Here is a 24,391-nt window from a genome sequence, read left to right on the forward strand (position 1 = left end):
GAATACGCGAATGAAGAAAACCGCGATCAGCTGATCGCGGCGTCGGTTTTCACACGAATGACATTGGCAGCGCTGGCGGACCCGTCGCGCCAGAACGACAACTCGGCATACTTTTCAAACAGATCCGGCGGCAGCAGCGTACGCCGGGCCTGCGGCGCGACCCTGGGCTTGACCTTGTGCAGCCCGGCCACGCCCAGGGCCTGGTCGAAGGCCGGCGCGTCGTAGGTCAAGTGGTTGAAATCGTGCTCGAACCACGGCTCGCCGATGAATTCGTAGACCAGCCGCATCACCCGCTCGGGGGCCTGGCTCAGCAGGTCGTAATCGACGATCAGCAGCGATTCGGCGTTTTCCCCGTAATAGGCTTCCTTGAGCGCTGTCCAGGCAAACCCCACCAGGCGATTACGCTGGGCCAGGGTTTCGCAGCGGCTGTAGACGGTGTTGCGCTCGTCATCGTCGTTGAACAGCTTGGTGTTCTCGAACGGGTTGGCGCGATAGAGCCGCTCCAGGCTGTCGAGAATCCAGGCGACATTGCGCACGCACGCGATGGTCTTGGCCTGAGGGAAAAGATCCTGCAGGGCCGGCAGCCGGGCGCACCAATGGCGGTTGGTATCGAAGATGACAGGCTTGTCGGCCTTGTCGGCGTAGTACGAGTCGAACAGTCCACGCAACAGACGCCGACGCTGCTCGGTGTCGATCACCGAACCAAACTCACTGCCAGCGCTGCATTGCTGCAGGACGCCACTGAACAGTGAACCGACGGGACTGGTCATGCCGGCATGAAAACGCGGATTCTGCAGCAGAATCGCGGAGAGGAGGGTCGAGCCCGAGCGTGGCAGGCCGGAGATAAAGTGAAACTGCGACAAATCCCTTCACCATTTGTAGTCCCTTTGTAGCGCAAAGCGTAGCCGAGGAAACAAATGCCGCCTAGTAGTACTTTGATATCAAATTCACCTGAAACCGTAAAAAAGATGGACGGTAGGGAACGCTGGCAAACCTGAATCGTTTAAGCCGCACGGCCGCTTTTTTCAGCGCCTTGCTCCGGCAGAACGAAACATCCCCGTCTACGCTCAGCCGTGCGTGACCAGGCCTGGAAGTGAGGAGTCGGACTGATCGCATCTTACTCGTCGTATCCGCCAGGTACCGCCAGACCAATAACCTGAGGGATGAGGATTTTATGGAAGTATTCATGGGCACCATCCAGCCGTTCGCCTTTAATTTCGCCCCCCGTGGCTGGGCGCTGTGCAACGGGCAGACCATCGGCATCGCGCAAAACTCGGCGCTGTTTTCCTTGCTTGGCGTGACTTACGGGGGCAACGGCCAGACCACCTTCATGCTGCCCAACCTGCAAGGGCGCATGCTCATGGGCATGGGCAACGGCCTGGGCCTGACTCCCCGTGTGATCGGTGAGGTCTCCGGCACCGAAAACGTCACCCCGACGCTGAACAACCTGCCTGCCCACACCCACGCACTCACCGGCCTTACCGCCTCGACCACCCTGCAACTGGCGAACCCGGCCAGCAATCCGGTAAACACACCCACGGCCACCAACTCATTCATCGGCACCTCGGGTACAGGGCCAGGTTCGGCGGCGATCTATTCCGACCAGATAGGCGCCTCGCCGGTGCCGCTGCAGGGCGTGAGCACGACCGTCAGCGGTACGGTTTCTCCCGCCGGGGCCGGCTTGCCCCTGCCGATCATGAACCCATTCCTGGCGATCAACTTCAGCATCGCCCTCGAAGGTATCTTCCCGTCCCGCAACTGACGACCCACCGGAGGGCCACGGCCCTCCGGCCTTGTGGAGTGACGACATGCTGCAAAAGGTTCATAGCCACCATTTCCAGCCGCTGCTGGGCCAGACCCGAAGTCTGGTCCTGCCGGACGGCAGTCGCTTGCCGGTGCGGATCGAACATCTGCAAGAAACACCCCGGGCCAGGATGCCGAACGCCGAACGGATGCCGTTCAACGTGGAACTCAACAGTCTGGAAAGCACCGAGTTCGTGGATGGACTCTGTGACCTGGAGATGCCCGGGCTGGGCACGCTCGAAGGGGTGTTCGTGTCGAGGGTACCCGCTGCAGGTCGGGATCCGACGGTGGGCTACTTCCACATCGCATTCAACTGAACGAGGCTGATGCCCTGCGGGAGCGAACATGCCCGCGATGGCGGAGGGTCAGTTTGCATCCATGTCCAACGGCCCACCCTCATCACCGGCAGGCTCGCCCCCGCAGTCGACAGCAACTGCTCAGCTGCCTTTCGGATACCAGACCAAACGCTCTGCCGCCAGGTTGCTTTCCTGGACTTCGAAACCCAGTGCCAGGTAATGCCGACGGGCGTGGGGATTATTGGTCCAGACCACCGTCGCCACGGGACAGCGGATCTGTTGCGCGGCTTTCTGCACCCCCTGCAGCACCGCACGACCGTAACCCTGGCCGCGAGCCTGGGGGATGAAAGCCAGGTACAGCACTCGGATCTCGTTGGGCCCGAAATCGGTGCTCAAGGCGCCGATGGCGGTACCGAGCTTTTCCACCACGTAATGCATGGCATCGGGGAAATGCTCTCCCAGCCCCTGCTCCTGTACCTGGTACTGCTGGGCGATCACCTGCTGCACCTGCTCGGCCTCGCCATCGATCCACTGCAGGTCCGGTCGCGCCGCCTGGTACAACGCCTGTAGAAACGGCCCATCGCTGACCCGCGACGGCCGTACCACCAGTCCTTCTGCCGCTACTGACTCCATGCCCGCTCCTTTCAAGACTTTTCGCACAGCCCCTAGAATCCACTTTCCCTGACCCCCAGCGCCGCCAACCGACGCCAGGCCGCACCCAGCACCGACTCGCCTTGCCCCTGCAACACCGCCACTCCGCGCAGGGGTTGTACCGGTGCGCTCGTATCCTCGATGGCACTCATGCGTACGCCGTATTGCGCCTGCACCGGCTCGGCCCGCTGTTGCGAGTCTCGCCGCACGGCGATCGGTCCGTGATGGTCGGACGTCAAAGCCTGTTGTTCGACCCAGGCCGCACCGTTGGTGTCGATTTCATCCAGGCGCACGGCAATCGACCCATGCATTGGATCGTCGGCGATGAACCGCCCCGTGGCGCCACTCTCGACCCGCCAGAGCTCGGCTTCGGTCAGGTATCCGCGCAATCGAGAATCGGTCTGCACCACTCGCGCCAGCGCCTGGGTGGGCGCCAGCCAGCGGCCCACCGTCAATTGCGGCAGTAGATCGCGGACCTGGCCGGCATGGGGCGCCCGCAACGACAGGCGCTCACGCTGAGCGACCAGGCCCCGGTATTCGGCCACCGCCTCGGCCAGTTGCTGCTCGACGATGCCGGCATCGGCGGCGGTTTCGCTGCGCCCGGCCTGGCGGCGCATCTGCAGTTGCTGGATTTCGATTTCCCGACGCACGATGGTCAGGCGCGAGGCCATGTCGGGCGACTCCAGCTCAATCAGGACATCGCCTTGGGCAACCGTCTGGCCATCGCGCACATTCACTTGCCTGACCCGCGCCGCAACCGGGGCATGCAACGCACTGGTGCGACCGGCCTCCAGCATGGCCGGCACTTCCACGGCGCTGCGCCATGGCAACAACAGCAGCAGGACCACCCCCGCCAACACCAGGCCGGTCAGCAGCACCCGTGGACCATGGGCCTGTTCGCGACGGCTCCACCATTGTCGCCATTCATTCACGATGGGCATAAAAATGAACCACACCAATTCCACCATCATCAGGAAAATGCCCAGCACCTTGAAGAACAGGTGATAGACCGCCAGGGCGATACCCAGGAACAACGCCGCCCGCCACAACCAGGCGCCGTACCCCCACACCAGCAAGCGACGACGCATCTTCGGCGACCAGGGTTCCGGCGCCGACGCTCCGTAACCGAACAAGGCTTCGCGCAGACGCCAGCGGCACAGGGCGAACGCACGGCCCTGGAGGTTATCCACAGCCCAGAAATCACTGAGCAGGAAATAACCGTCGAAACGCATGAACGGGTTCAGGTTGATGAGAAGCGTGGTGATCCAGGTGGCACTGGCCAGCATGAACGCCGCCGTACGCGCCGGCCCGTCGGGCAACAGCGACCAGGCCAGCAATGCGATGCACGCCAGTAACAACTCCGCCAGGACCCCGCCGGCACCGATCAGCAAGCGGGCCCGGCGGTCATTGATCCGCCAGGCATCGCTGACGTCGGTATAGAACATCGGCAGCAGCACCATGAATGCCACGCCCATGCTTTGCACGCGACACCCGGCTCGCTTGGCCATGAAGGCATGGCCGAACTCATGGCACAGCTTGGCGAACAACAACGCTACGCCGAATGCCAGCGCACCACCGAGGCTGAACAGATGCGGGAAGGTCGCCACGAACCGCTGCCAGTCCCGCGAGACCAGGAAAATGCCCAGCCCCAGGGTCAGGGGCAGGCCATAACGCAGCAAGCCAGGACCGAATCGCGCGAGCCACGGCCAGGCCCGATTGAGAAAGGCATCCGGGCGCCACAGTGGGATGCGGAAAAACAGGTACTGATGCAGCAGGATCTGCCAGAGGCTCTGGCGCTGGGCGACCTGCTTGAACAGGTAGCTGTCGCGCTGTTGCGGATCCATCGCACTGATCAGGTCGTGCCCGCGCAGAAAACCCAGCAGTTGCTCCAGCGACTCCTGGGTAAGCGGCAGGCCCGGCTCCCGATTCGCCGCGTGCAGCACCTGCTCCGGATCGCCCAGGGACCAATGCCGCAACATGCGCATCGCTGCCGCGCCGAGCTTGAAATAACGACCGCGCACCGGATCGGCCAAGGTCCATTGAGGGGACCCGTCCGGGTCCGGAGCCGCCGGGGACAGCTGCAGGTCCGGCCGCAGGCTCGGCAGGCTCGGCAGGCTCATGCTACAGGCCTACGCTCTGGCGCAGGCCGGCCAGGGGCCGCCGCAACAGGTACAGCGCCAGGGGCGCGCGGTCACCGAAGATCTTCGCCGTGCCCCGCAGGCCGATACGCGGCGCCGTCGCATCGAAACGCGCATCCAGGCGATACGCCAGTTGCCCGGCGGCGGTGGGTTGCGCTTCGTACGCCGAGCGTTCCAGCCAGGCCAGGTGCCGCTGCAACGGATCGCTGTCGAGAAACAGCGCCACCTGCGCACCGGGGGTCAATTCAATCGCATCGCCCACCGCCAGTTCGATACGCAACTCGGCCTGGTTCGGGTCGGCAATCTCCATCAACCGCTCACCGGTCTGCACGGGCTTGCCAAGCCAGCGCTCGGCATCGGGAAAGACCGCAATGCCGTCACGTCCGGCACGCACTTCGCTGCGCTTGAGCAACTCGACCGCATAGTTGCGCTCGGCGCGTTTCTGTTCGACGCGGGCGGCCAGCAGATCGATCTTGGAGCTCGATTCGGCATCGGCGAATGAGCGTTGGGAATTGGCCTTGAGCTCTGCCTCGGCCACGCCCAGGGCACGCTCGGCCACATCGGCCTGGGCCTTGAGGCTGGTGCTTTCAAAGCGCAGCAGCAACTCGCCGTTCTTGACGGTCTGGTTGGGCTTGACCAGGAACTCGGCGATCACGCCATCCAGCGGCGCCGCCACCACCTGTCCACCCAGAGGCACCACCTCGGCCGGCGCCAATACCGACTGGCGCACCGGAATCAGCAACCCCAGCAACAGCACCGCCGCCAATGCGACCTGGCGCTTGCGCGTCCAACGCAGGCGCCAGGGTTTGCGCGGTTGCAACGCGAGCCAGGCATGGCTGTAGGTATCGCCCAGCTGGGACAGCAATACCTGTTCGGGGGGAGTCCATGGCAGGTCACGGGCCAGCCACAATCCGCCGAAGACCTGGCCCTGATGATCGATCAATGGCAACCAGAACACCTGTCCGGCCGACAGGCTTGCCCAGTCCGCCCGGACGGCTTCGCTCACCCCATCGGCGGCGATCACCCGGGACTGGTCCAGCAGGCCCTGCTTGAACAACTGCGCCACCGCCTGCTCGACAAACGCCACGAACGGCGCGTTGGGCTCCACGGCGCTGACACCCGTCACCGCCTGCACCTTGCCCGCGATCAATAGCGCGGCATGACGAAACCCGAACAGCGCCTGGCCATCGTTGACCAGGCTGTAGCTCAATTGCGCCGCAGTACGCGCGGCTCGCGTCTGGCGCTCCAGGTCGAGAAAGCGGGCGAACACCTGCTCGGCGCTGCCCATCATCGGCGCGTTCACTTGAGCTCCGCGAAACGCGCCGTGCCGCTCATGCCGGACAACAGCCCGCTGGCATCGGGCAGGCTGGCCACCAGCAGCAAGGTCTGGCTGCCCTCGTCGATGCGCGCCCCCAGGCGCTTGACCGTCGCTTGCAGCGGCTGGCCGGTTTCATCGGGAACGAAGGTGAACGACTGGCCAGGCTTGAGCCTGCCCATCCAGCGCGACGGAATCAGCAGATGGATTTCCAGGGTGCGGTTGTCGACCACATCCAGCAACGGCGCACCGGCCGCCACGCTTTCGTAACGCTGCACCTTGCGCGACACCACCTGGCCATCGAACGGCGCGATCACGCTGCAGCGCTTGACCTGGACCTGATACACCTGGGACTGCGCCTGAGCCTCGCTGACCCGGGCTTCAGCCCGCGACACTTCGAAACGCCCCACCGATTTCAGCGCCGCCAGTTGCCGGTTATGCGCCAGTTCCTCACTGGCTCCCCGGCTCGCCGCCTGGGCCGCATTGAGCTGGGCCTGATAGGCCGAACAATCGAAACGCGCCAGGGTATCGCCCTTCTTGAACGACTCACCCTCACTGAACGGCAGTTCGACAATACGCCCGGCCAGTTCGCTGGCCAGTACCGCCTGGTCCCGCGCCCGAAGCACCCCCCGCGCCTCGCTGCCACCCGGTGCACTCGCGGTGACGTTGTTCTCCAGCAGCGGATCGTCCGCTGCAGGCGTCTGCGCCTGGACGCCACACGCTACGAAGGCCAATCCCATTACCCAACTACCCAAACGCAACATAACCGCTACTCCCTGACGGATGGGCGGAGTCTACGACAGCAGTGGGAAGCGTCAAGGGAATCGCGGCAGGAGGTTTGAAATCTCTCGTATCAAAAAGGCCACGACTAGAGACAGAAGATTCCCAATTTGTATCTGATATTGGCCGGTAATAAATCCTACGAAAACAAAGGGAGATCCGTTCATTCAAATCGGCAATAGACGATGGCTTGTCCAAGTTTCTACGCAGAGACACCTCCGAAGGACAGCAACCGCAATACGTCCTGACAAATTGGTTCAAGAAAATATTGACCCTTCGCCGTAACACCACACAAAACTCAGTCAGCCGGTCAATGGGCCTTTCCATTCGGGGTTGACGCTAGGTCTTGCTCAGGACTAGGATTTGCCCACTGCTCAACCTCGTACGCAGAGATTAAGTTCTCTGGCCGTTGGGGTGAAAACACCGGCTTCGGCCGGTTTTTTCGTTTCTGGGGGTTGAGTTTGTGCGTACCGCTTTTTTCGTTGATGGCTATAACGTCTTTTATGGATTGCTCGCCGGCACAGCCTACAAATGGCTGAACCTGGCGCAGCTACTGGCTCACATAGCCCGGATCGAGAACCCTCGAAGCTCACTTGCCTCCGTCGATTACTTCACTTCCTCTGTCAAGCCGGAACTGGCGACGCGTGGAATCGCCTCCAAGGAGGCGCAAGATGCCTATATTCGTGCTTTAAGGGCAAACAGGGTCAACGTTCATTACGGACGCCATCAACTCGAACGCGCTAATGCCCCCCGTTTTATCAGTAGAAAGGTCAGTGCCTCACGCCAGGATACGGTCGCTATCTGGAAGCTTGAAGAGAAGGAAACGGACGTCCATATAGCAATCAGCATGTATCGAACCGCTTCAAGGCAAGAAACGTTGCCGTGGGAAAAACGAATCGAGCAACTGGTGCTGGTTTCCGGCGATACCGATATGGCTCCGGCGCTCAGCGCCATCCGAGACGATTTTCCGCATTTGCGAATCGGCGTGATACTTCCCTACCGGACCGGCTCCAAACGGCTCGCGCCAGGCTCCCTGAAACAATACGCCCACTGGATGCGCCGGGTCGTCACCTGCGACGAGCTCCAATCCCATCAATTTCCCAATCGGGTTCCCACCCACAAGGCCCCCGCCGTCAAGCCGGATTATTGGTAGCGACACTCGCCGCCGGATACACCGATTCCCAACCACCGCCCAGCGCCTTGTACAACCCCACCATGGCCAGGGAAACGCCAGTTGAGCTTTCCACCAGTTGTTCCTGGGTGGCCAGCAACGCGCCTTGCACCGTGAGGACGGTGACAAAGTCCACCACGCCTTCCACGTATTGTTGTTGTGCGGTACGCAGGGCGATCCGGTTCTGGCGCACGGCTTCGGCCAGGCTGTCGCGGCGCAGTTGACTGGCGTTGTAGGCGCTCAGTTGATCGTCGATTTCATGCCAGGCCTTGAGCACGGTCTGCTGATAGGCGATCGCCGCTTCCTGTTGCTGGGCCTCACGCAGTTCAAGCATGCCCCGCAGGCGACCACCATCGAACAGCGGCAGGCTGAACTGCGGGCCGATGCCGAATGCTCGCGAACCCCACGAGCCGAAATCGCCGAGTTGCAAAGCCTGGGAGCCCACGTTGCCCGATAAGGTAATACGCGGATAGAAGTCGCCCTTGGCCACGCCGATGCTGGCCGTGGCCGCGTGCAGCCGGGCTTCGGCCTGGCGGATGTCCGGGCGACGCTCGGCGAGTTGGGACGGCAGGCCAATGGCGACCTGCCGAGGCGCCTGGGGCATGGGGGCGTCGGCTGACAGTTCGGCCTGCAATGCCTGCGGTGGCTGCCCCAGCAACAGGCTCAACGCATTGACCAGCTGTGACTGACGCTGCTGCAGGGCAGGCAAGCGCGCCTCGATGGTCGCGACCTGGGCCGCCGCTTCAGCCACATCCAGGTCCGTGGCAACGCCATCGGCCAGGCGCAGCTGCGTAAGTTCCAGGCTGTGGCGCGCCACCCCGAGGTTCTGCTCGGTGACGGCACGGGTGCTTTGCACGCCGCGCAACTGCAGATAGTCCTGGGCGGTCTCGGCGAGCACCGCCAGCAAGACTGCGCGACGGTCATTCTCCGCAACTTCCAGGTTCGCCTGCGCCGCTTCGGCTTCACGGCGCACCCGGCCCCACAGGTCCAGCTCCCATGACGCGGAAAACCCTGCTTCCCACAAGTTATACGCCGAATCACCGTCATTGCCCGAGGGGTCATTCAGCCCCTGCCCGCTGTTGCGCTTGCGGCCATAACCTGCGGTGGCGGCACTGTTCGGGTATTGCGCCGAGGTGATCACCTGACGGGCGGCGCGGCTCTGTTGCAAGCGACTGCCAGCCAGCTTGAGATCAAGGTTTTCGGCCACGGCGCGACGGGTCAGCGCGGACAGGGTCGGGTCGTTGAAGACCTCCCACCAGCGTTCGTTCATCTGCGCGGGCACCGCCTGGCTGGCGGCCGCGTTGACGGGTTTCGACCATTGGGCCATTTGCAGCGCCTCGGGGCGCTGGAAATCCGGACCGACGCTGCAGGCAGACAGCGCAGCCGCCAGCACGACCAGCATGCACCGATGACGCGGCGTGGGGGTGCTCGCCTTCATCGCTGCGTCACCTCACGCCCTTCGTTCGTCGTACTGGCCGTATCGATATTCGCCTCGACCGACATCCCCACCCGCAACCGCTCGGCCAAGGGCTGGCCCGGGTCCAGGACAATCTTCACGGGTATGCGCTGCACGACCTTGGTGAAATTACCGGTGGCATTGTCCGGCTTGACCGAAGCGAAGGTCACACCGGTCGCCGGGGCGATGCTCTGCACGCGTCCCTGCAGCGTTTCACCGCCGAAGCTGTCGACCCGCACGTCCACACGCTGGCCCGGCCGGACATTGGCGAGTTGGGTTTCCTGGAAATTGCCCACCACATAGGCCTGGGCCAGCGGCACCACCGCCAGCAGCTTGCTGCCTGGGGTCACATACGCACCGACCCGAACCGCCCGCTCACCCACCATGCCATCCTGGGGCGCGACGATGCGGGTATAGGACAGCTCGAAACTGGCGATTTCCAGGGCAGCCAGCGCCCGCTTCAACCCACCTTCGGCGGCGTCACGCCGGGCGGTGAGAACTTCCACCTGCTTACGCTCGGCCGCCAGCACCGCCGTGGCATTGGCCAGCCGAGCCGTGGCCTGGTCGATCCGGGTCTGGGCCTGCTGGGCGTTCTGCACAGTACCGGCACCCACGCCCGCCAGATGCTGGTAACGGTTGCGTTCATGCTCGGCAAAGGCCATTTGCGCCTTGGCGGCGACCACCGAGGCCTGGGCCTGGGCGATCACCGAGGCCTGGCGCTCCAGGGTCGCCCGGGCATTGTCCAACTCGGCGCGGGCAACCTGGGTCTGGGCGTCGGCGGCCTGGGCCGCGGCACGCAGGTCACGGTCGTCGATCAGCGCAAGCAATTGCCCGGCCTTGACCTGCTCGTTGTCTTCCACCAGCACTTGCTTGATGAATCCCGCCACGCGCGGCACCACCAGGGTGTAGTCCGCCGAAACGAACGCGTCGTTGGTGCTCTGCTGCGCGGGCTTGCCAGGCGTCAGCAGGTAGATCAGCGCACCGAGCGCCACAGTCGCCGCAACGGCGAGCGCAACCGGTTTCTTGCCTTGAATTGTCATGAGGACCTCGGTTCAGCGTGGCGCGCGAGGCGGGTAGATCCGCGTCGGCAGCCAGAAAACAAGCAGGATCAGGACGAGCGCGACGCCCGCCATGCACAGATACAGATCGGAGGAAGTCAGCACCACAGCCTGCTGGTGCAGGCGATGGGCGAGCCCGGCGGAATTGGCGTCCATCAGGGGTGAATTGCCGAGACTGTCCACCAGCATCGTGGAATGGAAATGCAGGCGCGATGTGGTCAGCGCGTCCAGCACGCCGGTGGCGATCACCGCGGCCAGGCCCTTCACCGTATTGAACCAGGCCGAGGCGAACGGCCCCTCCATCGGCGAAATGCTGCCGGTCGAGAGCATCAACAACGGCAGCACCGCCATCGGCTGACCGAAAATCTGCAACAGTTGCCAGCCATAGAAATCGTCGCGGATCCAGGCCGAGGTCAACTGCGACCCGCCGATGCAGGACAGCGCCAGCATGCCCAGGCCGATCCCCAGCACCCAACGGCAATCGACCCAGCGCACATTGCACAACGCCGCCACCAGCGGCAGCGCCAGCAATTGCGGCAAAGCCATCAGCAGCATGACGGGCGCGGTCTGCGCCGGTCGATAACCCTGGACCTGGGCCAGGTAGCTGGACGGAATGATGATCACCGCCAGCAATACCACCAACACACCGGCCAGCGTCACCAGGGCAAACGTCAGGTTGCGTATGCCCAGCATCTGCAACTTGAAGAACGGCACCGGCTGCGACCATTCGTTGAGCATGACCAGCACCAGCAACCCCAACCCGCCCCCCAGCAAGGTGCAGATCAGGTTCGATTCGAACCAATCGAGCCGGTTGCCTTGCAGCACGCCGATCACCAACATGCAGATCGCCGGAAAACCCAGCAGCAGGCCACGCCAGTTGAACTGCCTGAGGCGCTCCAGGCGCGACGGGTCCTGGGGCAGGCCGTAGGCCACCGCCACCATGGCGACCAGGCAAGGCACGATGATTTGCCAGAACGTCCATTGCCAGCCGAAAAATTCGGTCCACAGGCCGGCCAGGGGCGTGCCCAGTCCGGGACCGAACGTGGCGGTCAGGGCATAGCCGGCCAGGCCATAGAGCTTCACACCGGGCGGCAGGAAACGCAGGGCGACGGTCATCAGCATCGGCGGCAATGCACCGCCCGCCAGGCCCTGCAACGTGCGCAGCACCAACAGGCTTTCATAGTCCGGCGCGAAGGGGCACAGCACGCCCAGGAGAGCGAACAGGCCGATGGCCCACAGGGTGAAGCGGCGCAGTGAAAAAGTCACCGAACACCACGGGGCGAACGCCATGGCCGCCACCGACGTGGCGGCGTAGCACGCCACCAGCCAGGTGCCCTCGTCGTACCCGATGGCCATCGCCCCACGGATATCGGCCAGGGCGACCTTGGTCACCATTTCATTCAGGCCCGAGACCAGCACCGCCAGCAGTACACCCACCAGGCCGATGACGATTCGCGGGCCGAACGCCGACGGCACGGCTGGCGCCGCGGGTATCGCCGTGGTCGTGAGGGATGTCATGAAGCGTGGGCACTCTGGAATGAAATTGCGAAGCAGTTTAAAAAGTGCGATGACTGACAAAAAGTGACTTATCGGAAACTTATAAGTGCACCGGACGCAACCATCAGACGCCTCGCCCCCGAAGGTCCCTTTGCTCAGCACAACACCGCCCAGACCGGCCCGCACGCAGGCCCGTCACGGGCTAGGCAGGCTGCGCCTCCAGCCAGGTTTCCTCGCAACAGGCCTTGAGGGTTTCCCGAAGCCAACGGTGGGCGGGGTCGTTGTCGTAGCGAGGATGCCAGGCCTGGGTGAGCATCAGGGTGGGCAACGGAATCGGCAGGGTAAACGAACGCAGGCGCAGGCCCAGGCGCTTGATGCTCAGCAGGGCTTCCTTGGGCACCGGCAGGATCAGGTCGGAATCGGGCAAGGCGAACATCGCGGCATGGAAACTCGGCGCGATGACCGCCACCCGGCGTTCCAGGCCCAAGGCATTGAGCGCCGTGTCGATAGGCCCCCGGGCGATACCGCGCCGGGACATGCTGATATGGGAAAAGCCGGCGAATCGTTCGGCCGTGATCTCGCCGTCGAGCAGTGGATGATCTTCACGCACCAGGCCGACGAAGTGCGTGGAAAACAGGTTCTGCACTTTCACCTCAGGCATGACTGGCCGGGTGTTGCTGATGTTCAGGTCGATGCGACCTTCGCGCAGGGCTTCGTCGTCGCCATCGCCTTCGGGCACATAGCGCAACTCGCAATGGGGCGCCTGACGCTCGAGGGTATCGAACAGCCTGCCGCCATATACACCGACGAAGAAGTCATTGGCCCGGATGCTGAAGCGCCGCCGCAGGGTGCCCAGGTCCACGGCATCGGCCGAGCGAAACACCAGGGCCGCCTGCTCCACCACGTCGCGCACCTGCTCACGCAACGCCAGCGCCTTGGGCGTGGGCACCAGGCCCCGGCCGGCGCGCACCAGGATCGGGTCGCCGATGGCCTCGCGGATCCGCGTCAGGGTACGGCTCATGGCGGCGGGGCTGAGGTTCATCCGCCGCGCGGCCCCGACCACACTGCCCTCATCGAGCAAGGCATCGAGGGCGACCAACAGGTTCATGTCCGGAAGCTGCATTCTGCGCACTCACATCTGACGGGAGTTGAGCCAGACGCAATGCTAGCAGAACCAGGCTTCGCCGGCTCTTTCGCTGCACCTCGTCAGCCAATCGCTCAGGTTCGACGCTGCATGGGCACAACTGGTCCTAGGAGATTTCCCTCAAGTTGTAGCGATATCGGTGAACTTGTCCGGCTTGGAGCCCATCGCTAGTCTGGGTTTGTCACTGAAAAAACGGTGACACGGACGTGCAAGTCCGGGTAAAAGACGTCGCACATCGCTATCAGTCTTGATCAAAGCTTCTTTATGGCGGTTGTGCGTGGGAGATTTTTTCGCAAGGAGAAATCTGCCGGGGTTCCGTCTGCCCGGTCTTGCACACCTACGTACAACTGCCACCTCATTTGCGTGCAAGCGAAAGAGTGTCAGTTCCAACAGCACAGACGGAGCTACACGACATGTTCAAAGTGACACCTAACCCGCCAGAAGATCCTGGCTTCCTCTCCGACAACGCCGCGAAAACCAAAAAACTCGACGAAGCCGCCGAGCGCGCCCTCGACTACTACCTCAATCCCAAAACGGCCGAAGAAGCCGCGGGCAAAACCCAAGCCGCCCACCTTTTCATGGTCGCCCCGCACATCGACACCGAAACCCTGCTGGCCAATGCCTCCGAAGACCTGCTGTCCATCAGCGCCATCGCCGCCAATCTGGCGGATGACGTTGAAGGCAGTCGCCGCAGCGTCGTCCTGGCGATCAGCCGCATGGCCGAGGGGGTGCATCTGTTGGTGGAGCGGGCGATGGATCGGCTTGAAGCGCAGCCGTCGTGACGTTCCTGCGGTGAATTGAGGGCCGCTATCGCGAGCCCAGGCACGCCAGATACCTGTGGCGAGGCAGTTTGCTCCGCAGGCCAGGGGAGCAGGTTGCCTCGCCACAGGGTTTATCCACCCACCGATCAACGCTGCATCCCCCAGCGCTTCACCGTCACCCGCTCCAGGCTGTCGAACACCAGGTTCTCCACCAGCAGGCCGATCAGAATCACCACCGCCAACCCGGCAAACACCTTATCGGTGTACAGCTCGTTGCGGTTCTGGAAGATGTACCAACCCAGGCCGCCCTTGCCGCTGGTGGCGCCAAATACCAGTTCGGCGGCGATCAGGGTGCGCCAGGCGAAGGCCCAGCCGATTTTCAGCCCGGCGAGGATCGATGGCAGCGCCGCCGGGATCAGGATGTACAGCACGAAACGCAGGCCCTTGAGCCCGTAGTTGCGCCCGGCCATGCGCAGCGTGTCGGACACGCCGAGAAACCCCGCGTACATGTTCAAGGCCAGGGCCCACAGCACCGAATGCACCAGCACGAAAATCAGGCTGTTCTGCCCCAGGCCGAACCACAGCAAGGCCAATGGCAACAGGGCGATGGCGGGCAGCGGGTTGAACATCGAGGTCAGGGTGCTGAGCAGATCGCGCCCCAGTTGTGTCGACACCGCCAGCGTGGTCAGGCCGAACGCCAGGACGATGCCCAGCAGGTAGCCCTTGATCAGCACTACCAGGGAAAGCCACACCTTGCTCAACAGCTCGCCGCTGAGCAGACCGTCGTACAGCGCGTCGGCGGTTTGCAGGAAGCCTGGCAGCAGCAGGTCGTTGCTCTGATAACGGGCCACACCCTCCCACACCACCGCCAGCAGCAACAGGATCAGGCTTTTACGCAGCCAGCCCTGCTGCCAGAGCCGCTGCCCCAAGGGCAACTCCCGTTCCAGCGGCACGTGGGTCAACGGCTGCAGATCGATTTCGTACTCTTCGCGCGCAGGCGCTGAATGGCTCATGCAAAGCTCCTCAATAGGCGATACGGATGTCGGCGAAATCCAGGTCACGTTCGATCTGTACCGCCGGGCCGTCGTTGAACAACACCCCATGGATACGCCGCGCCGTATGCTGGAGCGCTTCGCCGCCGAGGCTGTGCAAGCCATATTGATGGCTGTGAACCTCCGCCCGCACCCGTCCCGGATGCGGTGACAGCAAGAGGATGCGATTGCCCACCACCAGGGCCTCTTCAATGGAGTGGGTGACGAACAGCAGCGTGAAGCGCACCTCTTCCCAGAGCAGCAGCAGTTCTTCCTGCATCTTGCGGCGGGTCAGGGCATCGAGGGCGGCGAAGGGCTCGTCCATCAACAGGATCTTCGGCTGCATCGCCAGCGCCCGGGCAATGGCAACCCGGGCCTTCATACCGCCGGACAAGGTGTGGGGGTAGGCATCGGCAAACGCTGCCAAACCGACCTTGTCCAGATAATGCAGGGCCCGCTCCTCGGCCTCACGACGCTTCAGGGTGCCTGACGCCAACAGCGCGAACATCACGTTCTGCTTGACGGTTTTCCACGGCGGCAGCTGATCGAACTCCTGGAACACCACGATCCGGTCCGGCCCCGGCGCGCTGACGGTTTGGCCCTGCAAGCGAATCTCGCCTTCGCACGGCGCGATGAAACCGCCAACGGCCTTGAGCAAGGTGGACTTGCCGCAGCCGGACGGCCCGAGCAGGACAAACCGGTCCCCCGGATCGACTTCGAAACTCACTTGATGGGTGGCCCGCACCACGCGCTGCGGGGTGCGATATTCCAGGCTGACGTTGTCCACCGACAACAGTGCTGTGCCAGTGGAAACGGGAGTGCTGGCCGCGTGGCCTTGCAACAACGCGTTCATGGCTATCAGCTCCCCTGCAGCGGCTTGGCGTCCTGGAAGAAGTAGTCTTCCCACGACGCGGGCTTGTTCTTGATCGCACCGACACGGAACAGGAATTCGGCCAGCGGATAGGTATTCTTCGGATTGACGGTGAATTCGATCTGCGGGTTGTCGATGATCTTCAGCAAGGCCGCCCGGTCGATCTTGGCCTTGGTCACCCTCAGGTACGTATCCGCCGCCGCGCCCTTGTCCTTCTGGGCAAACTCCGCCGCCTCGGTCAGCGCCTGGACGAATGCCCGATAGGTTTTCGGATTTTCATCACGGAATTTTTCGGTGGCGAACAGCACCGTGGGCGAATTCGGCCCAAGTACGTCATAGGAATTGAGCACCACATGGACGCCAGGGTTTTGCAGGGCCTGGTCCTGGAACGGCGGGTTGGAAAAATGCCCGGTCAACTCCGTGCCGCCGGCAATCAGCGCCGCCGTTGCGTCCGGGTGCGGCACCGCCAGGGTGTATTTGTCGAGGCGGTTGAATTCCTTGTCGCCCCATTGCTTCGCGGCGGCGTACTGCAGGATCCGCGACTGCACCGACACCCCCACCGCAGGGACCGCGATGCGGTCTTGCTCGGTGAAGTCGGCGATGGTCTTGACCTTGGGATTGTTGCTCAACAGGTAATAGGGAAAGTTGCCCAGGGAAGCCACGGCCTTGACGTTCTGCTTGCCACGGGTGCGGTCCCAGATGGTCAGCAGAGGCCCGAGGCCGGCTCCGGCAATGTCGATGGAACCCGACAACAACGCGTCATTGACTGCCGCGCCGCCGGACAACTGGGTCCAGTCGACCTTGATGTCGATCCCTTGCTGCTTGCCATACTTCTCGATCAGTTGCTGATCGCGAACCACGTTCAGCAGCAAGTAAACGATCCCGAACTGTTCGGCGATCCGAATCTCGCCCTCGGCATGGGCTCGGGCGGGGGAGACCAGGCTGGCGGCCAGCAAACTGAACCCCAGGCCGATGGCTGCGGCCAGCGGTGCGAAAGCGATACGTTTGGACATGATGATTCTCCAGCTTCTTTGCGCCAGGCGCAGCCGATCAGAAAGGGGCGTCGCCCTGGATGGTGGTGCGATACAGCTTGCGGCGCAGATGACTGGGGCAACCGGCGGCCAGGTGGATCAGCGAGCGGTTGTCCCAGAACACCAGGTCGTGGGGCTGCCATTGATGGCGATAGACGTTTTGCGGCAGCACGCTATGGGCATACAGCTCGGCCAGCAGCGCCTTGCTCTCATCCTCCGGCAAACCGACGATGCGGGTGGTGAAGCCTTCGCTGACGAACAGCGCCTTGCGCCCGGTTTCCGGGTGGGTACGGACGATGGGATGCACGACTTCGGCGACCTGGGCCAGTTGCTCCGGTGTCAGCGAGGGCCGCCAGTTGCCTTCGAATCTGGTTTCGCTGTAGCGCGCCGTGTAGGAGTGCGCCGCCGAGCGTCCTTGCACTGCCTTGCGCAACGCCTCGGGCAGGCCTTCCCAGGCCTTGTGCATATCCGCGAACAGTGTGTCGCCGCCTTCGCTTGGCAGCTCCTGGGCGTGCAGCATCGAGCCCAGGCTGGGGAGCGCTTTATAGGAGAGGTCCGAATGCCAGAATTTGCCGGCATCCCCGAGGCCGATGGATTGGCCGTTTTCGATGATGTTGGAAACGATGAGGATTTCCGGATGCCCGGCCAGGAGGAACTGCTTGAGCACATGGATCTGCAGCACGCCAAACCGACGGCTGAAAGCGATGTGTTGTTCGGGGGTGATGTGCTGGTCGCGAAACACCACCACATGATGGTCCAGGTGGGCACGATGGATACGGGCAAAGTCCTGGTCGTTGATCGGCCGGGACAGGTCCAGCCCGATGATTTCGGCGCCGACGGCTTCGATGAATGGACGAATTTCGAAGGTCTGCGACGCGATGCTCGCGGCGACTGGTGTAGGGGAATCCGAAGAATAGGAAACGGCTGGCATACATCACTCCCACGCACGGCGCGCTCGAACAGGCGCGCACTCGATCAAAACTCACGGCGTTACCGTGTTGGTTTGTGTCGTGCGGCGCGCCGATTGGTCGGCAGGTACGCAGGTGGATGACTTTAAAGCTATAAGAATTTAAATTTAAATACCGTTAATGAATAACGATATGGCTTAGAGTTTTCACTGCCCTGCCTGTGGCGAGGGGATGAGTTCCTCGCCACACAGATAGCGCCGGCCCGAGTCATTGGGTTTCTACCGCTCGTGCAGCGCCTCGGACCGGGCCTTGATAATCGGCTTGAGCAGGTAGCTGAGCACGGTTTTCTTGCCGGTGATGATGTCCACCGAAGCCACCATCCCAGGGATGATCAGCAAGGGTTTTTCAGGTGTGCCCAGGTGGCTGCGTTCGGTGCGCAGCTTGATGATGTAGTAGGTGGTTTTCTTGTCTTCATCGGTGATGGTGTCGGCGCCGATCTGCTCCAGCTTGGCTTTCAGCCCACCGTAGATGGTGTAGTCGTACGCGGTGAATTTCACGGTGGCGTCCTGGCCCGGATGCAGGAAGGCAATGTCCTGGGGACGGATTTTCGCTTCCACCAGAATGGTGTCGTCCAGCGGCACGATCTCCACCAGGTCGCTGCCGGGCTGGATGACCCCGCCGATGGTGTTCACCAGCATTTTGTTGACGATACCCCGCACCGGCGAGGTGACCAGGGTGCGGCTCACCCGGTCTTCCAGGGCCTTGCCGGTGGCCTGGGCCTTGTTCAGGTCGGTGCGCGCCTCGTTGAGCTGGGTCAGGGCTTCGCTACGGAATTTGCCGCGAGTCTCGTCGATCTTGCGCTGCACTTCCTTGATCGCCGATTCGGCACGGGGAATCGCCAGCGTCGTGGCGTCCAGTTGTCCACGGGTTTCGACTTCGGCGCGCTTGAGTCGCAGCACTTCCACCGGCGACACCGCACCCTGGGCCACCAGCGGCTCGGACATGTTGATTTCCTGGCGCTGCAAGGCCAGGGCGGAACGGTACTGCGCCTGCTTGGAAATGAACTCGCGCAATTCCTGCTGGCGCTGGACCAACTGTTCCTGCAAACCGCCAATTTCATCGTGCAATTGCTGGCGCCGACTGATGTACAGCGATTCCTCGCTGGCGGCCTGGCCCGGCACGGCCTTGAGCACGTCGGGCGGGAAGTTCAGCGGCCGATCGTCGACCTCGGCGCTCAGGCGCTCGACCCGCAACAGCATGGACAGCCGATCGGCCTCGGTTTCGCCCACGTTGGAGACGAACCGCGTGTCATCCAGGCGAATCAGAGGCGCACCGGCCTCGACGATCTGACCTTCCTTGACGAACAGCTCGGCGACGATACCGCCTTCCAGGTTCTGGATTTTCTGGATCTTGGACGACGGGATCGCCTTGCCGTCGCCTTTGGTCACTTCGTCGACCACGGCGAAGTTGGCCCACAGCACCAGGAACACGAAGAAGCCGATGATGCCCCAGATCGTCAGACGCACCACCCGCGGGGCGTCCTCGATCAGGGCCTTGTTCACTTCCGGCAGGGGCTGGCCGTGCAGCGAGGCGGAGCCTTTGAAATAGCGGCCCACGGAATCCTTGAAACCTGACTTAAGCAACACTGATCTGCCCCTTCTTCAACGCTTCCATCACGGCAGCTTTCGGGCCGTCGGCCAGGATCTGGCCGCGGTCGACCACCAGCAGGCGATCCACCAGCGACAGCAGGGATGCCCGGTGCGTCACCAGCAGCACCGTCTTGTTTTCCACCACGGCGGCCAGGCGCTGTTTCAAGCGTTCTTCGCCGGTGTTGTCCATGGCACTGGTGGGTTCGTCCAGCAGCAGGATGGGAGGGTTGAGCAGCAGCGCGCGAGCCAGGGCGACGTTCTGGCGCTGGCCACCGGAGAGGTTCTGGCCGCGCTCACCCACTTGCAGTTCATAGCCCTGTGGATGCAGGCGTGCGAACTCGTGCACACCCGCCAGCTCGGCGGCCTGGAGCACCAGTTCGTCCTCGACGTAACGGGCGCCGGACGTCAGGTTGTCCCGCAGGGTACCGGCCAGCAGCTGGATATCCTGGGGCACGTAGCCGACGTTGTAGCGCAACTCGCTGACATCGATCTGGCGAATGTCCACGCCGTCCACCAGCAGAGCGCCGTCGTCCGGCTGGTAAAGGCCCACGAGCAACTTGGCCAGGGAGCTCTTGCCCGAGCCGCTGCGACCGATGATGCCGATTTTCTCGCCGGGCTTGATCACCAGGTTGATGTTCTTCAGCGCGGCGTTCTGCTGGTTGGGGTAGGTGAAATTCAACTGGCGGCATTCGATGGCCCCCTGCAGGACCTTGCGGCTGAGCGGACGCTCGTCGAAGTTGCGCTCCTGGGGCAGTTCCATCATCTGGTCGACGGATGTCATGGTCACCCGCGCCTGCTGGTAGCGGGTCAGCAGGCCCGACAGCGAAGCCAACGGACTGAGTGCGCGACCGCTGAGCATGTAGCAGGCGACCAGCCCACCCATGCTCAGGTTGCCGGCGATGATCAGGTAGACGCCGAAGACGATCATGACCACGCCGGCCAGTTGCTGGATCAGCAAGGTGATATTCATCGCCAGCCCGGACAGCATCTTCACGCGCAGCTCGAGGCGACTGAGGGTACCGATGGTCTGCTCCCACTGGTACTGGCGCTCGCTCTCGGCGTTGTTGACCTTCACCGCATCCAGGCCGGCCAGGGTTTCGATCAGACTGGACTGCCGCTCGGCGCCCAGGGCCATGGTCCGCTCCATGGTCGCCACCAGGGGCTTCTGCAAGGCGTAGCCGATCAACAGGGCCAGCGGGAACGCCACGACCGGAATCCACACCAGGTGTCCACCGATGATCGCGATGACCATCAGGATCAACAGGGTGAACGGCAGGTCGATCAGGCTGGTGAGGGTCAGCGACGCGAGGAAGTCCCGCAGGCTCTGGAACTCGTGGATGTTCTGGGCGAAGCTGCCGACCCGTGCCGGGCGGTATTTCATCGCCATGCCGACGATGCGCTCGAACAGCGTTGCCGAAATGATCAGGTCGGTTTTCTTGCCGGCCAGGTCCAGGCACAGGCTGCGCAGCATTTTCAGGATCAGGTCGAACACGTAGGCGCCGGTGATACCGATAGCCAGTACCCACAGGGTCGCCTCGGCCTGGTTCGGCACCACCCGGTCATAGACGTTCATGACGAACAACGGCGCCGCCATGGCGATGATGTTGATCAGCAGGCTGGCGGCGATGGCATCGGCATACAGCCAGCGGGAACGCTTGAGGGTGTCGCGGAACCACGAACGCGCCCGAGGGATGAGGGTGCCGTGGTTCACGTCAAATTTATGTTGGGGTTGGGCAAAGAAGACCTTGCCGCTGTAGTCGTCGGCCAGCAGTTCACGGCTGACCGCCACTTCGCCACCGTCGCTTTCGCTGAGCAGCAGTCGCGCCTGGTCATCCTCCGTCCAGCCCAGCAGCACGGCGCTGCGCCCTTCCTTGAGCAGCAGGAGCGCCGGCATGGCAATGGTCGGGATCTGTTCGAGCCGGCGCTGCAGCACCCGGCCCTGCAAACCGGCACGGGCCGCCGCACGCGACAATAATTCGACGCTCAACCGCTGCTTGGGCAACGGCAGGCCGGTGGTGAGCATCGCCGCGCTGGCGGGTTTCTGATGCAGCATGCAGAGCGCCAACAATCCGTCCAGCAAGGGGTCGTCATGCAGCGCGCGTGGATCGTGGATGAGTTCGACTCGACTGACTTCTGATTCCACGCTGGGCACTCTTTACTGATCGAAACGGAAAGGAAGACTCAATTCATCCCAGGCAACTGAACCTTGGGTTTCATGTCGGTTTGCACAACCGATGCCAACGGCGCGACCACCCCCTGACTTTTCAGCAACTGGCCCATGGTGGCCTTGATGCGGTACTGGGTGAACAGCTGGACGTTCTTGATCTCTGCCAACCGGCGCGAGGCGCTGAACAGCTCGTTTTCGCTGTCCAGCAGATCGAGCAGGGTCCGCTCGCCGAGGCTGAACTGCTTCTGGTAGGCAGTGCGCACGGCCGTGCTGCGGTCCACGTATTGCTGGGCGATCGGCACCTGGGCGTTGGCATTGTTCAGCGCGTTCCAGGCCAGGCCCAACTCTTCATTCAGTTGGCGCAGCGCGTTGTTGCGGATATCCAGGGCCTGGTTGGACAGATAGGACTTGGACTCCAGGTCCGCCTTGTTGCTGCCGCCGGCGTACAGGTTGAAGCGCATGCGCAGCATGGCCTGCCACTCGTTGTTATGGCCGTTCTGGCCGTCCAGGTCATTGTCGGCGGTGCGGCCCAGTTCGGCGTCGAAGCGTGGGTAGAAGCTCGACTTGGCGGCTTCGTACTGCTTCTCGGCAGCGGCGATATCCGCTTCGGCGGAACGCAGCACCGGGCTGTTTTCCAGCATCTGGGCACGGGCTTCGGTCAGGTCGGCCGGCAACAGCGCCAGAAAGTCGGCAGGGCGCTCCAGCTGGTCCGGCAGTTGGCCCACGGCGCTGAGGTAGTTGGTCTCGGCATCCGCCAGGTTGGTCTGTTCGGTGATCAGGTTGTTGCGAGCCTGGGCCATGCGCGCTTCGGCCTGGTCCAGGTCGGCACCGCTGCCCACGCCACGGGAGGTGCGCAATTTGATCTGGTCGAAGATCCGCTCGTGGCTCTTGAGGTTTTCCTCGGCCAGGCGCACGAACTCGCGACGGGTCAGCACATCCAGGTAGACCTGGGCCACGGTCAACCCGGTGCGCTCGGAAGCGTCCAGCAGGGAATAGGCACGGGAGTTGACGTTGGCTTGTTGACGCCCCACTTCGCTGGACGTCGCAAAACCGTCAAAAACCATTTGCGTCAGGCGCAGGCTCGACTCACTGCGGTTGAGCGTTTCCCAATGATTGGAGCTGCCGGAGCGGGTCGTGACGCTGTCGGTACCTTCACGGCCATAACCGGCTGCCAGGTCCACCCGAGGCAGGTAACCGCCCTTGGCCGCCTTGAGCTGGTAGTCCGCCGCAAGCCGACTATTAACACCGGCCTGGATTTCAGGATGGACATCCAGCGCCTGTTGCATGGCCTGCGGCAAGGTTTGTGCTTGTACGAAACTGGCGGCGAGGGCGAAAGGTAAAGCCTTGAGCAGATGCGAACGCATGGTTGGAAATTTCCCGAAACTCTTGTCGTGGATCACAGCGAAACGTGGCGCTGCATCGGATGATGGCAACCGGAATGACCGTATGTCGGAAAGTTCGAAACAGGTACTGAATCTTGCACCGAAAGAACAGGCCGCCGCTTAAATATCAATGTGACATTACTGGATTGATTGTTTAGGATGGCCCGCAGAAGGTCAATAGTTTGGCATGAACAAATAAAATGAAAAAACAAGCCAAGATATTGACGATTTAACGCGTCAAAATATTTCTTCTACTGAATCGAAAAAACGTCCAGACCACTTCAGCCACAAGCTGCCGGGTCCATGGAAGTCTACACAGCGTGGCACCCGGAGAGTCTTCAATGAGCAGTGTTGTTGCCGTCGTCAAAAGCATTGTTGGTCAGGTTTTCGCCGTATCCCCCGAGGGCATCCGGCGTGTACTCATTGAAGGTGATCGCCTGTACACCGGCGACCAGTTGGGCACAGGCCCTGCCGGGGCCGTCACATTGGACCTGGCCGACGGCCGCACCCTGGACCTGGGCCGCGACACTCAGTGGAGCGCCAATGCGCCGGATTCCTCCACCGACCTGGCTCAAGCCACAGCCCAGGCCGCGCCTTCTGTAGAAGAGTTGCAACAAGCCATCGCCGCAGGTGTCGACCCCACGACTGCCCTCGAAGCGACCGCGGCCGGCGCCGGCGAAGCGAGCGCTGGCGGCAGTGCCGGCGGCAGTCACAGCTTCGTGGTGCTGGATGCCACGGCTGGCAGCGTCGACCCAACCGTAGGCTTCCCGACCGAAGGCTTGAGCGCTGCCGCCGCCGCGGACAATGACACCACCGGTATCGACACCAGCGCTGACACCACCGCCAATACACTGCTCGATTCGACCCTGACCCTCAGCGCCACGCCGACCTTGACCGAAGCCGGCGGCGTACTGGTCTACACCGCGACCGTTACCCAGGCTCCGCAGACCGACCTGACCATCACGCTCTCCAACGGCTCGGTCATCATCATCGCCGCCGGCCAGACCACCGGTAGCGTCAACGTTCCACTGGCGCCCAATGACACCGTCTACAACGACCCCAGCCAGATCAGCGTAACCGTCACCGGCACCACCGGCGGCAGCGGCATCGCCGTGACCCTGCCGACCACCCCGGCCGTGACCCAGATCACCGACACGGTCGACACCACCACGGTGACATTGACCGCAGGCAATACCGTTACCGAAGGCGGCCAGATCACCTATACCGCTACGCTGACCAACCCGGCCCAAACACCAGTCACCGTCACTTTGAGCAACGGCGC

21 protein-coding genes are annotated in these 24,391 nt (G+C 62.9%); 5 read left to right on the plus strand and 16 right to left on the minus strand.

What is annotated here, in order from left to right; all coding sequences use genetic code 11:
• Positions 1 to 26: 26 nt before the first annotated feature.
• On the minus strand, positions 27 to 863 hold the full coding sequence (locus tag BLP99_RS20540) for a sulfotransferase family protein (RefSeq protein WP_053148110.1): 837 nt from the start codon (positions 861 to 863) through the stop codon (positions 27 to 29).
• Between the two features lie 311 nt (positions 864 to 1,174).
• Here BLP99_RS20540 and BLP99_RS20545 point away from each other — a divergent pair, with 311 nt between their 5' ends.
• The gene (locus tag BLP99_RS20545) at positions 1,175 to 1,762 is read left to right on the plus strand and encodes a phage tail protein (protein WP_072397639.1); all 588 of its coding nucleotides are present in this window, start codon (positions 1,175 to 1,177) and stop codon (positions 1,760 to 1,762) included.
• Positions 1,763 to 1,808: 46 nt separating this feature from the next.
• On the plus strand, positions 1,809 to 2,120 hold the full coding sequence (locus BLP99_RS20550) for a DUF6916 family protein (protein WP_072397637.1): 312 nt from the start codon (positions 1,809 to 1,811) through the stop codon (positions 2,118 to 2,120).
• A 120-nt stretch (positions 2,121 to 2,240) separates the two neighbouring features.
• On the opposite strand, the gene BLP99_RS20555 is transcribed toward BLP99_RS20550, so the two are convergent.
• The 4 genes from BLP99_RS20555 to BLP99_RS20570 are packed head-to-tail and all read right to left on the minus strand — an operon-like array spanning position 2,241 to position 6,967.
• A complete protein-coding gene (locus BLP99_RS20555) occupies positions 2,241 to 2,732 on the minus strand; it encodes a GNAT family N-acetyltransferase (RefSeq protein WP_072397635.1) in 492 nt (163 codons plus the stop codon).
• Positions 2,733 to 2,764: 32 nt separating this feature from the next.
• On the minus strand, positions 2,765 to 4,870 hold the full coding sequence (locus BLP99_RS20560; protein WP_092181569.1) for a site-2 protease family protein: 2,106 nt from the start codon (positions 4,868 to 4,870) through the stop codon (positions 2,765 to 2,767).
• 1 nt (position 4,871) lies between these two features.
• Positions 4,872 to 6,191, minus strand: a complete 1,320-nt coding sequence (locus tag BLP99_RS20565; protein ID WP_072459142.1) for an efflux RND transporter periplasmic adaptor subunit — start codon at positions 6,189 to 6,191, stop codon at positions 4,872 to 4,874.
• A complete protein-coding gene (locus tag BLP99_RS20570; protein ID WP_072397629.1) occupies positions 6,188 to 6,967 on the minus strand; it encodes an efflux RND transporter periplasmic adaptor subunit in 780 nt (259 codons plus the stop codon). The genes BLP99_RS20565 and BLP99_RS20570 overlap by 4 nt, the downstream gene beginning before the upstream one ends.
• A gap of 479 nt (positions 6,968 to 7,446) precedes the next feature.
• Between BLP99_RS20570 and BLP99_RS20575 the strand changes: the two genes are divergently transcribed.
• Entirely contained in the window at positions 7,447 to 8,136 is a 690-nt protein-coding gene (locus BLP99_RS20575) for an NYN domain-containing protein (RefSeq protein WP_072459141.1), read from the plus strand.
• Here BLP99_RS20575 and BLP99_RS20580 read toward each other — a convergent pair.
• From BLP99_RS20580 to BLP99_RS20595, 4 genes are all read right to left on the minus strand, one after another.
• Positions 8,117 to 9,592: an efflux transporter outer membrane subunit gene (locus BLP99_RS20580; protein ID WP_256327882.1), complete on the minus strand. Its 1,476-nt coding sequence runs from the start codon at positions 9,590 to 9,592 to the stop codon at positions 8,117 to 8,119. The genes BLP99_RS20575 and BLP99_RS20580 overlap by 20 nt on opposite strands.
• Positions 9,589 to 10,650: an HlyD family secretion protein gene (locus BLP99_RS20585; protein ID WP_072459140.1), complete on the minus strand. Its 1,062-nt coding sequence runs from the start codon at positions 10,648 to 10,650 to the stop codon at positions 9,589 to 9,591. Before BLP99_RS20585 ends, BLP99_RS20580 begins: the two co-directional genes overlap by 4 nt.
• A gap of 12 nt (positions 10,651 to 10,662) precedes the next feature.
• Positions 10,663 to 12,186, minus strand: coding sequence for an MFS transporter (locus BLP99_RS20590; protein ID WP_092181573.1), 1,524 nt, complete (start codon positions 12,184 to 12,186; stop codon positions 10,663 to 10,665).
• A gap of 181 nt (positions 12,187 to 12,367) precedes the next feature.
• Positions 12,368 to 13,288, minus strand: a complete 921-nt coding sequence (locus BLP99_RS20595) for a LysR family transcriptional regulator (protein ID WP_072397619.1) — start codon at positions 13,286 to 13,288, stop codon at positions 12,368 to 12,370.
• Between the two features lie 434 nt (positions 13,289 to 13,722).
• On the opposite strand from BLP99_RS20595, the gene BLP99_RS20600 reads away from it, so the two are divergent.
• Complete coding sequence (locus BLP99_RS20600) at positions 13,723 to 14,091, plus strand: DUF6124 family protein (RefSeq protein ID WP_072397617.1); 369 nt, start codon at positions 13,723 to 13,725, stop codon at positions 14,089 to 14,091.
• A gap of 125 nt (positions 14,092 to 14,216) precedes the next feature.
• Here BLP99_RS20600 and BLP99_RS20605 read toward each other — a convergent pair whose 3' ends face one another.
• The 7 genes from BLP99_RS20605 to BLP99_RS20635 form a co-directional block, all read right to left on the minus strand.
• Positions 14,217 to 15,083, minus strand: coding sequence for an ABC transporter permease (locus tag BLP99_RS20605; RefSeq protein ID WP_072431790.1), 867 nt, complete (start codon positions 15,081 to 15,083; stop codon positions 14,217 to 14,219).
• A 10-nt stretch (positions 15,084 to 15,093) separates the two neighbouring features.
• Positions 15,094 to 15,954, minus strand: coding sequence for an ABC transporter ATP-binding protein (locus BLP99_RS20610; protein ID WP_092181576.1), 861 nt, complete (start codon positions 15,952 to 15,954; stop codon positions 15,094 to 15,096).
• Positions 15,955 to 15,959: 5 nt separating this feature from the next.
• On the minus strand, positions 15,960 to 16,985 hold the full coding sequence (locus BLP99_RS20615; protein WP_092181579.1) for an ABC transporter substrate-binding protein: 1,026 nt from the start codon (positions 16,983 to 16,985) through the stop codon (positions 15,960 to 15,962).
• A gap of 37 nt (positions 16,986 to 17,022) precedes the next feature.
• Positions 17,023 to 17,934, minus strand: coding sequence for a TauD/TfdA dioxygenase family protein (locus BLP99_RS20620; protein ID WP_092181582.1), 912 nt, complete (start codon positions 17,932 to 17,934; stop codon positions 17,023 to 17,025).
• Between the two features lie 255 nt (positions 17,935 to 18,189).
• The gene (locus tag BLP99_RS20625; RefSeq protein WP_072431791.1) at positions 18,190 to 19,557 is read right to left on the minus strand and encodes an HlyD family type I secretion periplasmic adaptor subunit; all 1,368 of its coding nucleotides are present in this window, start codon (positions 19,555 to 19,557) and stop codon (positions 18,190 to 18,192) included.
• Positions 19,547 to 21,703: a type I secretion system permease/ATPase gene (locus BLP99_RS20630; RefSeq protein ID WP_072397596.1), complete on the minus strand. Its 2,157-nt coding sequence runs from the start codon at positions 21,701 to 21,703 to the stop codon at positions 19,547 to 19,549. Before BLP99_RS20630 ends, BLP99_RS20625 begins: the two co-directional genes overlap by 11 nt.
• Before the next feature lie 38 nt (positions 21,704 to 21,741).
• Positions 21,742 to 23,091, minus strand: a complete 1,350-nt coding sequence (locus BLP99_RS20635) for a TolC family outer membrane protein (RefSeq protein ID WP_072397594.1) — start codon at positions 23,089 to 23,091, stop codon at positions 21,742 to 21,744.
• Positions 23,092 to 23,450: 359 nt separating this feature from the next.
• Here BLP99_RS20635 and BLP99_RS20640 point away from each other — a divergent pair.
• The coding region (locus BLP99_RS20640; RefSeq protein ID WP_092181585.1) for a retention module-containing protein at positions 23,451 to 24,391 on the plus strand (941 nt) is incomplete at its 3' end.

The sequence above is a fragment of the Pseudomonas sp. NFACC32-1 genome (assembly GCF_900101215.1).
GTDB lineage: Bacteria > Pseudomonadota > Gammaproteobacteria > Pseudomonadales > Pseudomonadaceae > Aquipseudomonas.

Coding starts and splice junctions, on each gene's coding strand:
- BLP99_RS20545 (WP_072397639.1), top strand. CDS start 1,175: ATGGAAGTATTCATGGGCACCATCCAGCCGTTCGCCTTTAATTTCGCC.
- BLP99_RS20550 (WP_072397637.1), top strand. CDS start 1,809: ATGCTGCAAAAGGTTCATAGCCACCATTTCCAGCCGCTGCTGGGCCAG.
- BLP99_RS20555 (WP_072397635.1), bottom strand. CDS start 2,732: ATGGAGTCAGTAGCGGCAGAAGGACTGGTGGTACGGCCGTCGCGGGTC.
- BLP99_RS20560 (WP_092181569.1), bottom strand. CDS start 4,870: ATGAGCCTGCCGAGCCTGCCGAGCCTGCGGCCGGACCTGCAGCTGTCC.
- BLP99_RS20570 (WP_072397629.1), bottom strand. CDS start 6,967: ATGTTGCGTTTGGGTAGTTGGGTAATGGGATTGGCCTTCGTAGCGTGT.
- BLP99_RS20580 (WP_256327882.1), bottom strand. CDS start 9,592: ATGAAGGCGAGCACCCCCACGCCGCGTCATCGGTGCATGCTGGTCGTG.
- BLP99_RS20585 (WP_072459140.1), bottom strand. CDS start 10,650: ATGACAATTCAAGGCAAGAAACCGGTTGCGCTCGCCGTTGCGGCGACT.
- BLP99_RS20590 (WP_092181573.1), bottom strand. CDS start 12,186: ATGACATCCCTCACGACCACGGCGATACCCGCGGCGCCAGCCGTGCCG.
- BLP99_RS20595 (WP_072397619.1), bottom strand. CDS start 13,288: ATGCAGCTTCCGGACATGAACCTGTTGGTCGCCCTCGATGCCTTGCTC.
- BLP99_RS20600 (WP_072397617.1), top strand. CDS start 13,723: ATGTTCAAAGTGACACCTAACCCGCCAGAAGATCCTGGCTTCCTCTCC.
- BLP99_RS20605 (WP_072431790.1), bottom strand. CDS start 15,083: ATGAGCCATTCAGCGCCTGCGCGCGAAGAGTACGAAATCGATCTGCAG.
- BLP99_RS20610 (WP_092181576.1), bottom strand. CDS start 15,954: ATGAACGCGTTGTTGCAAGGCCACGCGGCCAGCACTCCCGTTTCCACT.
- BLP99_RS20615 (WP_092181579.1), bottom strand. CDS start 16,985: ATGTCCAAACGTATCGCTTTCGCACCGCTGGCCGCAGCCATCGGCCTG.
- BLP99_RS20620 (WP_092181582.1), bottom strand. CDS start 17,934: ATGCCAGCCGTTTCCTATTCTTCGGATTCCCCTACACCAGTCGCCGCG.
- BLP99_RS20635 (WP_072397594.1), bottom strand. CDS start 23,091: ATGCGTTCGCATCTGCTCAAGGCTTTACCTTTCGCCCTCGCCGCCAGT.